A 12,753-nucleotide genomic window follows, 5' to 3' on the forward strand; every position below is an offset into this window, starting at 1 on the left:
TTTGGGCTATTTGAGGCCTAGGCGCTTGGCCATTCGGCCCAGGTTGGCGCGGTCCAGGCCGAGTTCGCGGGCGGCGCTGGCCCAGTTGTGCTGGTGGCGTTCCAGGCAGGCGCTGATGATTTGGCGCTGGTAGTGCTCTGTGGCCTGGCGCAGGTCGCCGGTGACGGCGGTCGTCATGTCAGTCTGTTCTTCGATCAGCGGCGCGCTGACATCGGGCAGGTCGAGGTCCCGGGCACTCAAGCTTAAAATCCTCGGACGTTCGCGACAGTTCCCCAAGGCTTTCAGCGCGCTGCGTCCGATCAAATGTTCCAGCTCTCGCACGTTGCCCGGCCAGTTATAGGCCAGCATCGCCGCCTGGGCATCGCTGGTCAGGCGCAAGCTGCCCAGGCCCATGCGTGAGCGGTTCTGTTCGAGGAAGTAGCCGGCCAGCAGCAGCACATCGCGCCCGCGTTCGCGCAGCGCCGGTACTTGCAGGGGGTACACGCTGAGTCGGTGGTAAAAGTCGGCGCGGTAGCGGCCGTTGCGCACCTCAAAGGCCAGGTCGCGGTTGGTGGCGGCGATCAGGCGCACGTCCACTTGGTGTTCCTTGTCCGAGCCCAGCCGCTGCAACTGGCCGCTTTGCAGTACCCGCAGCAGCTTGGCTTGCACCGTCAGTGACAGTTCGCCCACTTCATCCAGGAACAACGTACCGCCATTGGCCAGCTCGAATTTGCCGCGGCGCTCATTCAACGCACCGGTGAAGGCGCCGCGCACATGGCCGAACAGCTCGCTTTCCACCAGGGTTTCCGGCAGGGCGGCGCAATTGAGGCTGATCAGCGGTTTGTCCGCGCGTGTTGATGCGGCGTGGATGGCGTGGGCCACCAGTTCCTTGCCCACTCCGGTTTCGCCAGTGATCAGTACGGTCAGGTCGCTGCCACCGACCCATTTGGTCTCCTCGACCAGGCGCTTGTGGCTTTTACTTTGGCCGATCATTTCCTTGTGCTGCTGGCCGCTGGCCTGGCGGTAAATCTCGGCACGCTGGTGTTCGTCTTCGGCGCGCAAGGCCAGGCGCTCGATGCGCTCGGCTACGTTGACGGTGGCGGCGGCGAGGCTGGCGAAGGCTTGCAGGGCATCGAGTTCCACGCGTTCGAAGCGTTCGGTGTCGAGGGCATCCAGGGTCAGCAGGCCCCAGGGCTGGTCGTCGACGAACAGCGGGCAGCCCATGCAGTCGTGTACTTCCAGGTGTCCATGCAGGCCATCCACCAAGCCGTCATAGGGATCGGGCAATTCGCTGTCACTGTCAAAGCGCGTGGGGCCGGGGCTGCTCAGCAGCACGGCAAAGCGCGGATGCTCACTGACCTTGAAGCGTCGACCCAAGGTGTCGGCGCTCAAGCCATCGACGGCCAGTGGCACCAGCCATTCGCCTTCCAGGCGCAACAACGCGGCGGCATCGCAAGGGAGCAGGGCGCGCATCGCTTGCAGCAGGCGGCGGTAACGCTCGCCTTCAGGCAGTTCGCGAGACAGGTCGGCGACCAGAGGCAGCAGGGTGGTGAGCAATGAGTGCGCAGTCATAAAGACTCCTTGTAGTCTTTATGACTATAAGGTGTAGGAGGTCATACTGACTACATGTAATTTAACTGGTTGAAAAATAACGATTAATAAGTTGGCACGAATACTGAGTAATTCAGGGTAACCAGTGAAGAAGCCCAGGAGGCTCCCATGCTTAGCGCCCAAGACCGTGCCATCGTCAAATCTACCGTGCCCCTGCTGGAAAGCGGCGGCGAAGCGTTGATCACCCATTTCTACCGCATGATGCTCTCCGAGTACCCAGAGGTTCGTCCGCTGTTCAATCAGGCGCACCAGGCCAGCGGCGACCAGCCCCGCGCCCTGGCCAAGGGTGTGTTGATGTACGCGCGGCATATCGACCAGTTGGATCAACTGGGTGATTTGGTGGCCAAGATCATCAACAAGCACGTCGCCCTGCAGATCCTGCCGGAGCATTACCCGATCGTCGGTGCCTGCCTGCTGCGGGCGATTTCCGAAGTGCTGGGCAGCGAGATCGCGACCCCCGAAGTGATGAGTGCCTGGGGCGCGGCGTATGGCCAGCTGGCGGATATCCTGATCGGCGCTGAGGCGGCGATCTATGAAGAGAAAGCCCAGGCACCCGGTGGCTGGCGTGGTGCGCGGCCGTTCCTGCTGGTCAAGCGGGTGGAGGAGAGCGACGAGATCATCTCCTTCTACTTTGCCCCGGTGGACAACGGCCCGATCCTCAATGCCGCGCCGGGCCAGTACATCGGCATGAAACTGGTACTGGATGGCGAGGAGGTGCGCCGCAACTATTCCCTGTCGGCCCTGACTGACGTGGGCCTGTACCGTATCAGCGTCAAGCGCGAAGCCGGTGGGCGGGTGTCCAACTACCTGCATAACCAGTTGCACGTCGGCGCGACCATCGACCTGTTCCCGCCGTCGGGTGAGTTCACCCTGGCGGCCAGCGATAAACCGCTGGTGCTGATCAGCGGCGGGGTCGGCATCACGCCCACCTTGCCGATGCTCGAAGCCGCCCTGGCCACCGAGCGTCCGGTGCATTTCATTCACTGCGCGCGCAATGGCGGCGTGCATGCATTCCGTGACTGGGTGGATGCCCTGGCCGCCAAGCACCCGCAGCTCAAGCGCTTCTATTGCTACGCCGAAGACGATGGTGTGAGCCCGGCGGCGGACAAGGTCGGCCTGCTCAGCCAGGAACAACTGGCCACCTGGTTGCCCGAGCAGCGCGATGTGGATGCGTACTTCCTCGGCCCCAAAGGCTTCATGGCCGCGATCAAGCGCCACCTCAAGGCCTTGGGTGTCCCCGAAAAACAAAGCCGCTACGAATTCTTCGGCCCGGCTGCCACCTTGGAATAACCCCTTTGGGGTAGCTGCAAGCTTTAAGCTGCAAGCGACAAGTAAAAGCCGGATCGAAGCCCGCTCTCACTTGACGCTTGAAGCTTGAAGCTTTTCGCTACCCCCCCCCATTAATCCCCCGTTAACCCCTCTCTGTTTAAACCACTCCCTGTGTGTAAACTTGCGGCCATTGGCACAACCAAACAAAGGGAACCGGAAATGAGTGACGAATTGCGTTTAGGCAGGGAGCGGCGCTTTCTGGTGTTGCTGGGGATCATCTGCCTGGCGTTGATCGGCGGTGCGCTCTACATGCAGGTGGTGCTGGGCGAGGCGCCATGCCCGCTGTGCATTCTGCAACGCTATGCTTTATTGCTGATCGCGATCTTCGCGTTCATCGGCGCGGCCATGCGCACCATAGGGGCGCTCACCTTTTTCGAAGGGCTGGTGATCCTCTGCGCCCTCGGTGGTATGGCCACAGCCGGTCACCATGTGTACACCCAGTTTTATCCACAGGTCAGCTGCGGCATTGATGTGCTGCAACCGATCGTCGATGACCTGCCCCTGGCCAAGGTGTTCCCCCTGGGTTTCCAGGTCGATGGCTTCTGCAGCACTCCGTACCCGCCTGTGCTGGGCCTGTCCCTGGCGCAGTGGGCGTTGGTCGCGTTTGTGCTGACCGTGATCCTGGTGCCGTTGGGCATTTACCGGAATCGCCAGCGCAAAGCCTGAGCCCATCCTTGAAACACCCCGGTCCTTCTTGAGGGAGGGCCGGGGTGTTTTTTGCTTGTGGGGATTTGTGAGCAGAGCGTGACGCAGGACAATGGCGAGTGCGCGCAGCATGCGACATGTTGTCACACAGAAGCGGCCGCAGGACGTTTCTGACCCGCCAAACGGCCGCTTAAATTTGCATCATGCGGCCAAGATGTGCTGTCACTTCGTGGCTCTGACAGTGGCGTGTACCTCACGCCGCTCCCGCGATTTCGTGATGTCTGAATGCCTTGTTTTATGGGGGCTTGCATCGGTTTTGCGTGCCCTTACAGACCGTAAGGACTGCCGCATATCGCCCTATAACACAGCATTTTTTGTGGTTTTTGTGAAGAATCGAACACGGTAAGATCGTGAACCTTTGCAATAAAGGTGAAGGATTATTGCTGTAATCGATAAAAATTATTTCTTTATCAGACATGGTTTATACATCGCTAGCTAACTACAATCGCCCGCACTGGATGTTCGGTGCTGTTCAATCTTTGAGCACTGGAGCGGTCGAGGGGCAGATGGATGGCTCTGTGCGACCCCAAGGTTCCGGCAGCCTTTCAACTACCCGCACCAAATGGAATTGGTCTGTAACAAGGCCTTTAGCCACGAAATCGAATAAGAACTCACCGCAGGTCCGTGAAACGTAGATTTATGGCGTGACGGGCAGGCTCTTATTCAATCGAAGAGAAATGCCAACCCTTGGCAGGGTGAAGTGTTGGCGATCAAAACCCAACTGCATTGCGCAAGCTGCTTTAGAGGTCGTGAGATGAGTAAAAACAGGTACCCCCGATTACTAGGCTTTTTGCCGCTGCTTGGCATGATGTTAATGCTGGGAGGCTGTAAGTGGACCTTGATGGACCCAAAAGGACAGATCGGTCTGGATCAACGAAACCTGATCATCACCGCCACCCTGCTGATGCTGCTGGTCGTGGTCCCTGTGATCATCATGACCTTCGCCTTCGCCTGGAAATACCGTGCGTCGAACACCAGCGCGACTTACGCGCCGAAGTGGTCGCACTCCACCAAGATCGAAATCGCGGTGTGGCTGGTTCCGATCCTCATCATCATCGCCCTGGGTTACATCACCTATAAGTCGACCCACGAGCTAGACCCTTACCGTCCGCTGGAATCCGACGTCAAGCCGATCAATATCGAAGTGGTTGCGCTGGACTGGAAGTGGCTGTTCATCTACCCGGACCTGGGTATCGCCACTGTCAACCAGATCCAGTTCCCGGAGAACACTCCGCTTAATTTCCGGATTACCTCCGACGCCGTGATGAACTCGTTCTTCATCCCAGCCCTGGGCGGTCAGATCTACGCGATGGCAGGCATGCAGACCCGACTGCACCTGATCGCCAACGAAAAAGCTGAAATGGAAGGCATCTCCGCGAACTACAGCGGCGCTGGCTTCACCGGCATGAAATTCAAAGCGATCTCGACGAGCCAGGAAGATTTCAACGCCTGGGTCGCCAAAGTCAAGGCCGCACCTAAACAGCTTGATCAAGCTGAATACGATGCCCTGACCAAACCAAGCCAGAACAACCCAGTCGCGCTGTACTCCGCGTTTGAGCCGAACCTGTTTCAGAAAATCGTCGACAAGTACGAAGGTATGAAGCCAGGCAAGCCGGTCAAGCACGAGAAGAAAGAAGTGGCCGCGGTTGAAGGTTCTGACGCGGGCTCGCATTCAACTGCTGGGGCAGAGGAGTAAACGATGTTTGGTAAATTAAGTTGGGATGCGGTCCCGTTCCACGAGCCGATTGTGATGATTACCATCGCCATGATCGCGTTGGGTGGTCTGGCACTGTTTGCGGCAATCACTTATTTCAAGAAGTGGACCTACCTGTGGACCGAGTGGCTGACGTCGGTCGACCACAAGAAAATCGGCGTGATGTACATCATCGTCGCCATGGTCATGTTGCTGCGTGGTTTTGCCGACGCCATCATGATGCGTACCCAATTGGCCATGGCCACCGAGGGTTCGCCTGGTTACCTGCCGCCTGAACACTATGACCAGATCTTCACCGCCCACGGTGTGATCATGATCATCTTCATGGCGATGCCTTTCTTCACTGGCCTGATGAACCTTGCAGTGCCGCTGCAGATCGGCGCGCGTGACGTGGCTTACCCGTTCCTGAACTCCCTGAGCTTCTGGCTGCTGGTTTCCGGCGTCGTGCTGATCAACCTTTCCCTGGGCGTCGGCGAATTTGCCAAGACCGGTTGGGTTGCGTATCCGCCATTGTCGGGCCTGCAATACAGCCCTGGCGTGGGTGTGGACTACTACATCTGGGCGCTACAGTTATCAGGACTCGGGACGACGCTGACGGGGGTCAACTTCTTGGCCACCGTGCTGAAAATGCGCGCCCCTGGCATGAAGCTGATGGACATGCCGATCTTCACCTGGACCTGCACCTGGGCCAACGTCCTGATCGTGGCTTCGTTCCCGATCCTGGCCGCTACCATGGCGCTGCTGTCGCTTGACCGTTACCTGGATTTCCACATTTTCACCAATGAACTTGGTGGCAATCCAATGATGTACGTGAACCTGTTCTGGGCATGGGGTCACCCTGAGGTGTACATCCTGATCCTGCCAGCGTTCGGTATCTTCTCCGAAGTGATCTCGACCTTTACCGGCAAGCGCCTGTTCGGTCACCACTCGATGGTTTACGCATCGGGCGCGATCTCTGTACTGGGCTTCATGGTTTGGCTGCACCACTTCTTCACCATGGGGTCGGGGGCCAGCGTCAACGCCTTCTTCGGCCTGGCAACGATGCTGATTTCCATCCCGACGGGGGTGAAGCTATTCAACTGGCTGTTCACCATCTACCACGGTCGTTTGCGCATGACCAGCCAGGTCCTGTGGACCCTGGGCTTCATGGTGACCTTCGCCATTGGCGGCATGACCGGCGTACTGCTGGCCATCCCGGGTGCTGACTTCGTCCTGCACAACAGCCTGTTCGTGATCGCTCACTTCCACAACGTGATCATCGGTGGTGCTGTATTCGGCTACATCGCTGGTTTCAGCTTCTACTTCCCGAAAGCGTTCGGCTTCAAGCTGCACGAAGGCTGGGGCAAGGCTGCATTCTGGTTCTGGATCTCGGGCTTCTTCGTCGCGTTCATGCCGCTCTATGCACTGGGCTTCATGGGCATGACCCGTCGTCTGAACGCTACCACCAACCCTGAGTGGGTACCGTACCTGTACGTTGCCATGTTCGGTGCAATCATGATCGCTGTGGGTATTGCCTGCCAGTTGATCCAGCTGTACGTGAGCATCCGTGACCGTAAGCAGAACGCTTGCGACTCCGGCGACCCATGGAACGGCCACACCCTGGAATGGTCGACGTCCTCGCCACCTCCGTTCTACAACTTCGCCGTGATCCCTACTGCGAACACCATTGATGCGTTCACCGAAGCCAAGGAAGACGGTACTGCGTACCAGAAGCCTAAGCACTACGAACCGATCCACATGCCAAGCAACACCGCCACTGGCGTGGTGATGGGTGCGCTGTTGACCGTGTTCGGTTTCGCGATGATCTGGCACATCTGGTGGCTGGCAATCGTTGGCCTGGTGGGTACCATCGGCTACTTCATTGTCCACGCTGCACGTGATGATCAAGGCTACATGGTGCCGGTCGAAACGATCGAGCGCATCGAAGCCGAGCAGCACGCTCGCCTGGTCGCCGAGAAGAAAATCCCGGCCAACCGTGTAGAAACCTCGTTGGAACAGGCTTAAACCATGTCGAACTTAGTGACCAATGCTGGACACGCCCATGTCGATGACCATGGGCACGATGACCATCACCACGACTCGGGGCCGATGACCGTTTTCGGTTTCTGGCTCTACCTGATGACCGACTGCATCTTGTTTGCGTCGATCTTCGCGGTGTACGCGGTACTGGTAAACAACGTAGCGGGTGGCCCGTCGGGCCACGACATCTTCGAACTGCCTTACGTGCTCGGCGAAACCGCCTTGCTGTTGTTCAGTTCGATCACCTACGGCTTCGCCATGTTGGCCTTCTACAAGGGCAACAAGAAGGGCGTACTGAGCTGGTTGGGTCTGACCTTCCTGTTCGGCCTGGGCTTCATCGGCATGGAGATCAACGAGTTCCATCTGCTGATCTCCGAAGGCTACGGCCCGCACCGTTCCGGCTTCCTGTCCGCGTTCTTCACGCTGGTAGGCACTCACGGTCTGCACGTGACGGCAGGCCTGCTGTGGATGGCGGTGATGATGTATCAGGTCAATAAACACGGCCTGACCAACACCAACAAGACTCGCCTGAGCTGCCTGAGCCTGTTCTGGCACTTCCTGGACGTGGTCTGGATCTGCGTCTTCACCGTTGTTTACCTGATGGGGACTCTGTAATGGCTAATGCACACTCCCATGACCATGACAGCCATGATGCGAGCCACGGCAGCGTTAAGTCGTACGCCATCGGCTTCATCCTGTCGGTAATCCTGACCCTGATCCCGTTCGGCCTGGTGATGTACCCAACCCTGCCGAAGTCGATCACGTTGATGATCGTGCTGGCGTTCGCGGTGATTCAGGTGCTGGTTCACCTGGTGTACTTCCTGCACTTGGATCGCTCGAAAGAGCAGCGCGATAACGTGATTGCGTTCGTGTTCGCAGGCTTAGTAATCCTGCTGCTGGTTGGCCTGTCGATATGGATCATGTTCAGCATCCATACGTTCATGATGGCGAAGTGAGGTAAGACCCGATGTCGCTTAAGCACTTTATCCAAATCACCAAACCGGGGATCATTTTCGGTAACGTGCTTTCTGTGGCGGGCGGTTTCTTCCTGGCCTCCAAGGGACATGTCGATCTGGCCATCTTCCTGGCTGCAATGATTGGCACATCCCTGGTGGTAGCTTCCGGATGTGTGTTCAACAACTGCATCGACCGCGACATCGACATCAAGATGGAGCGCACCAAGAACCGCGCGCTGGTCCAGGGTCTGGTTTCCCTGAAGCTGGCGCTGCTGTTCGCGACCGTCCTGGGTGTTGCCGGTGTGGTGCTGTTGTACAAGGTGGCTAACCCGCTGGCGGCGCTGTTTGCCGTGATCGGCTTTGTCATCTACGTCGGCCTCTACAGCCTGTACCTCAAGCGCAAGTCGGTTCACGGCACGCTGGTGGGCAGCCTGTCGGGGGCGATGCCTCCGGTAATTGGTTATGTGGCTGTGACCAATAGCTTCGACATGGCCGCGCTGGTGCTACTGGTGATGTTCAGCCTGTGGCAGATGCCGCATTCCTACGCCATCGCGATTTTCCGCTTCAATGACTACCTGGCTGCGTCGATTCCGGTTTTGCCGGTTAAACGTGGCATCCAGGTCGCCAAGAAACACATCCTGCTGTACATCCTGGCCTTCCTTGTGGCGACCTTGATGTTGACCTTCAGTGGCTACGCCGGCATGAGCTACCTTGCCGTCGCCGCTGCCATGGGCATGTACTGGTTGTACATGGCCTGGACCGGCTACAAGGCGGTGGATGACACCGTCTGGGCGCGCAAGCTGTTCGTGTTCTCGATCTTCACCATCACCGCGCTTAGCGTGATGATGTCCCTGGATTTCCAAGTGCCGAAAGAGCTGTTGCTGACCTACGCTCACTGAAGAGTCCCGCAGTGAAAAAGCCCCGCCTTCGAGAGAAGCGCGGGGCTTTTTCTTGGGCGTTCGGTTAAATCGGCCGACGCCTTTCTCGTCATACACTTTTGTACGAGCTGTGCGAATCCATCACCCGCCCTACAACAAGGAGTTGTCACATGGTCAGCGTTAGTCGTCGGTCCCTTCTCGCCGTAGGCGCCGCCCTGCCGTTGCTGGGGCGCATGGATTGGGCGGTTGCGGCGCCGTCGCCGGCAACGTCTGACAAGGTAAGGCTCAACTACAACGAAAGCCCCTACGGCCCTTCAGGCGCTGCGCGGCAGGCGATGCAGCGGGGCATCGCCACCTCCGGACGTTATCCTTACGGCCATATGTATGCTTTAGCCCGGCTGTTTGCCCAACAGCAAGAAATTGCCGAGGAACAGGTGGCGGTATTTGCAGGCTCGATGGCGGCCTTGCGCTATGCCGTATTGGCATTCACCAGTGAAACCCGTGGCCTGGTGATGGCCGCGCCGTCCTACGAAGTGCCGCGCCAGGCGGCCGAGTCGAACAAGGCGCCGGTGAAGGAAGTCAGTCTGAGCGCCGACTACGCCCACGACATCCCGGCCATGTTCGCCGCCGATCCCCAGGCGGGCATGCTCTACCTGTGCAATCCCAATAACCCCACTGGCACTGTCACGTCTACCGAGGCCATCCGCCAGGCACTGGCAAACAAACCCAAAGGCAGTGTGCTGGTGGTGGACGAGGCCTATATCGACTTCGCCGACGTCCCCAGCGTTGTCAGTTGGGTCAAGGACCATGACGACCTGCTGGTGCTGCGCACGTTCTCGAAAATCTACGGTATGGCCGGCGCCCGTCTGGGCCTGGCAATCGGCCACCCTGCGTTGCTGGAGCGGCTGGCCGTGTTTGGCGGCGACAACGTACCGGCAGGTTCCACACTGCTCGGCGGCATTGCCAGCCTGGAAGACGTGAAACTGCTGCCGCAACGCAAGGCGCTCAATAACCTGCTGCGTGACGAGACCGTGGCCTGGCTGAAAGGCCGTGGTTTCACCTGCACCGCCTCCCAGGCCAACTGCTTCATGATCGACGTGAAGCAACCGGCGGAGCAGGTGATCGAGCAGCTGGCGGCGCAGGGCGTGCTGATCGGCCGGGTGTTTAAAAGCTGGCCGCAGTGGGTGCGGGTGACGGTGGGAGGCAAGCGGGAGATGGCACGGTTTCGCGAGGTGTTTGCAGCGCAAGTCGAACGGGTCAGTTGACACAGCACAGATCAAATGTGGGAGCAGGCAAGCCAGCTCCCACATTTGATTCTGCGGTGTAGCTTGCTACGAGTTACTGCTGAGCGATGCTGTACCCCTCAAACGCAGTCTGCTGTTGCAACGCAGTAATGACGCTTTTGCGGCTCAACGGCTGTTCTGCACCGGCGTTGTCCACAAAGCTCTCAACCGCAAGCTCCGCTTCATCGCCTTCACCCACAAAGCTGAAACCCAAAAACTCAAACGCCTCACGGTCAACGTTCAGCTTGGAGCGCGGCGTGCGCAGTGGCAGGGTTACGCTGATGCCATCCTTGCTGATCACAAACACTTCGGCTTCTTTCTTGGGCCGTGAAGCCTTGCTCTTGCCGGCGCTTGGGTTGCTGATGGCCTGGTGGCTCTGGTTCAGTACTTTCAAGGCCAGGCCGTAGACCAGCTCCTGGAACTCGGGGTCGTCCTTGAAACTCGACAGGATACGGCTGATCGAGAACTTGCTGCTCAGGTCTTCCAGGGCAGCATTGTCGGCCGCCTCGGCGTCTTTCAATTGCTTGAGCTGGCCCATCAAATCGTAGGCTTTGTCGTCGTCGAAGGCATCGTGGGCCTGGCGGATGGCCACGCGCAGTTCGCGGATCTGGTCGCTTTCCTTGGACGTATGGAACGCGTCCAGCACCATCTCGCTGATGATCTTGGCTGCTGGCACATGCTGTGAAAGATTGATGGCGTTTTCGTATTCGGCTTTGGCGTGCAAGGCGGCTACGGATTCTTCGGCGGATTCTTCGATGGTGTAGGAATCGGGCATTGAAATTTCACTACTTCAGTAAACGAGGACAAAAAAGCGTCGGGCATTTTCAGGGGGGAGGGGGATCAGGTCAAGGCAGCACAATGCCCTTATCACGACGTAACGCCGGCAGCGCCCATTGCAGCCGGACTGCCCGCCTGCAAAACAGATCTACGATAACCCCCGGCCTTCCTTACTGGGACAAGTGCCTCAGGCACGCTTCGAGGATATCCAAGCCCTCCTCCAACACCGCCGGCTCAATCGTCAGCGGTGCCAGTAAACGGATGATATGCCGCGACTTGCCGCTGGGCATTAGCAGCAACCCGGCATCCCGTGCCAGGCCCAACAGTTGAGCAAGCTGTTTCGGTGCGGGGGTGCCATCGGCGTTCGCCAGCTCGATGCCGCGCATGGCGCCGACGCCGGTCAGGCGGCCGAGGTAGGGCGTGAGGCCTTGTGCGCACCAGGCTTCATAGCGGCTGACGATGGTTTCTTGCTGTTGCGCTCCCCAAGTGTTCAGGTGCTCATCTGTCATTGCGTCAAGGGTGGCTAATGCTGCGGCACACGCAATAGGGTTGCCGGAATACGTGCCGCCCAGACCGCCCTTCGGCAGGTTGTCCACCAACGCCTTGCGCCCCACTACGGCGCCCAGCGGTACACCCCCGGCGATGCTTTTACCCAGCAGGATCAAGTCCGGTTCGATCCCCAGGCGTGAGAACGCAAAACGCTGGCCGGTACGGCCAAAGCCGGATTGGATTTCATCGGCAATCAGCAGGATGTTCTTCTCATCGCAAAAGCGCCGAAGAGCCTGGGCGAACTGGATATCTAGCGCCAGGAACCCCCCTTCGCCCTGCACCGGTTCGATAATGAAACAGGCCACATCGTTGACGTCGATTTCTACGCTGAACAGGCGGTCCATGGCTTTCAGTGCCTCAGCGCAGGTCACGTCGTTATCAGCACTGGGGTAGGGCAGGTGGAACACCGGGCCGGGCAGTACACCGACCTTTTGTTTGTAGGGCGCGACCTTGCCGTTGAGGTTGAGCGTGGCCAGGGTGCGGCCGTGGAAGGCACCGTCAAATGCAATCACCGCCGTACGGCCGGTGGCGCCGCGCACGATCTTCAGCGCATTTTCCGCCGCCTCCGCGCCGCTGTTGGTGAGCATGCCGCTGACTGGGTAGTCCACCGGGATAAACGCGCTCAGGCGCTCCATCAGTTCGATGTAGGGCGCGTGCTGGGCGGCGTTGAACGCGTAGTGGGTCAGTTTGGTCGCTTGTTCACGAATCGCCTCGACCACGCCCGGGTGGCAATGGCCGAGGTTCAGCACACCGATGCCGCCAACAAAATCGATATAGCGTTTGCCCGAGGTGTCCCAGACTTCGGCGTTTTTCCCGTGGCTGAGGCTGATGGGATGAACGATGGAAATCGACTGGCTGATGGTTTCGTGGCTCATGAATCGGGGACTCGGCAGTGACGGGCGTCTTTTTATCTAAGCTGGGCGCCCGCCCTTGTCGCAAACGAAATAAAGTCG

11 protein-coding genes are annotated in these 12,753 nt (G+C 58.8%); 8 read left to right on the forward strand and 3 right to left on the reverse strand.

From position 1 onward, the window contains the following. Nucleotides 1-6: 6 nt before the first annotated feature. Nucleotides 7-1,551 (reverse strand): nitric oxide reductase transcriptional regulator NorR, encoded by a 1,545-nt coding sequence (gene norR, locus AACY08_RS17975; protein ID WP_339470675.1) that lies wholly within the window; start codon nt 1,549-1,551, stop codon nt 7-9. A 147-nt stretch (nt 1,552-1,698) separates the two neighbouring features. Here norR and hmpA point away from each other — a divergent pair, with 147 nt between their 5' ends. The 8 genes from hmpA to ptaA all read left to right on the forward strand — a co-directional run bounded on the left by hmpA (nt 1,699) and on the right by ptaA (nt 10,456). Beyond that, complete coding sequence (gene hmpA / locus AACY08_RS17980) at nt 1,699-2,880, forward strand: NO-inducible flavohemoprotein (RefSeq protein ID WP_339470677.1); 1,182 nt, start codon at nt 1,699-1,701, stop codon at nt 2,878-2,880. Between the two features lie 198 nt (nt 2,881-3,078). Next, nucleotides 3,079-3,585, forward strand: a complete 507-nt coding sequence (locus tag AACY08_RS17985) for a disulfide bond formation protein B (RefSeq protein ID WP_339470678.1) — start codon at nt 3,079-3,081, stop codon at nt 3,583-3,585. A 793-nt stretch (nt 3,586-4,378) separates the two neighbouring features. Then, nucleotides 4,379-5,320 (forward strand): ubiquinol oxidase subunit II, encoded by a 942-nt coding sequence (gene cyoA, locus AACY08_RS17995; protein WP_339470768.1) that lies wholly within the window; start codon nt 4,379-4,381, stop codon nt 5,318-5,320. Between the two features lie 3 nt (nt 5,321-5,323). Further along, nucleotides 5,324-7,342: a cytochrome o ubiquinol oxidase subunit I gene (gene cyoB, locus AACY08_RS18000; protein ID WP_339420675.1), complete on the forward strand. Its 2,019-nt coding sequence runs from the start codon at nt 5,324-5,326 to the stop codon at nt 7,340-7,342. 3 nt (nt 7,343-7,345) lie between these two features. Beyond that, nucleotides 7,346-7,972, forward strand: a complete 627-nt coding sequence (locus tag AACY08_RS18005) for a cytochrome o ubiquinol oxidase subunit III (RefSeq protein WP_017734786.1) — start codon at nt 7,346-7,348, stop codon at nt 7,970-7,972. After that, complete coding sequence (gene cyoD / locus AACY08_RS18010; protein ID WP_010206434.1) at nt 7,972-8,313, forward strand: cytochrome o ubiquinol oxidase subunit IV; 342 nt, start codon at nt 7,972-7,974, stop codon at nt 8,311-8,313. The genes AACY08_RS18005 and cyoD overlap by 1 nt, the downstream gene beginning before the upstream one ends. An 11-nt stretch (nt 8,314-8,324) precedes the next feature. Beyond that, nucleotides 8,325-9,212 carry a heme o synthase gene (cyoE, locus tag AACY08_RS18015; RefSeq protein ID WP_049711593.1) on the forward strand — a complete coding sequence of 296 codons (888 nt, stop codon included), beginning with the start codon at nt 8,325-8,327 and terminating at the stop codon, nt 9,210-9,212. A 149-nt stretch (nt 9,213-9,361) separates the two neighbouring features. Beyond that, nucleotides 9,362-10,456 carry a pyoverdine biosynthesis transaminase PtaA gene (ptaA, locus tag AACY08_RS18020; RefSeq protein ID WP_339470679.1) on the forward strand — a complete coding sequence of 365 codons (1,095 nt, stop codon included), beginning with the start codon at nt 9,362-9,364 and terminating at the stop codon, nt 10,454-10,456. A gap of 73 nt (nt 10,457-10,529) precedes the next feature. Here ptaA and AACY08_RS18025 read toward each other — a convergent pair whose 3' ends face one another. Both AACY08_RS18025 and AACY08_RS18030 read right to left on the reverse strand, forming a co-directional pair. Next, nucleotides 10,530-11,249, reverse strand: a complete 720-nt coding sequence (locus tag AACY08_RS18025; protein ID WP_339470680.1) for a hypothetical protein — start codon at nt 11,247-11,249, stop codon at nt 10,530-10,532. Nucleotides 11,250-11,421: 172 nt separating this feature from the next. Beyond that, entirely contained in the window at nt 11,422-12,675 is a 1,254-nt protein-coding gene (locus AACY08_RS18030; RefSeq protein WP_339470682.1) for a 2-aminoadipate transaminase, read from the reverse strand. Between the last annotated feature and the right edge of the window lie 78 nt (nt 12,676-12,753).

Source organism: Pseudomonas sp. EL_65y_Pfl1_R83, from assembly GCF_963970695.1.
GTDB lineage: Bacteria > Pseudomonadota > Gammaproteobacteria > Pseudomonadales > Pseudomonadaceae > Aquipseudomonas > Aquipseudomonas tritici.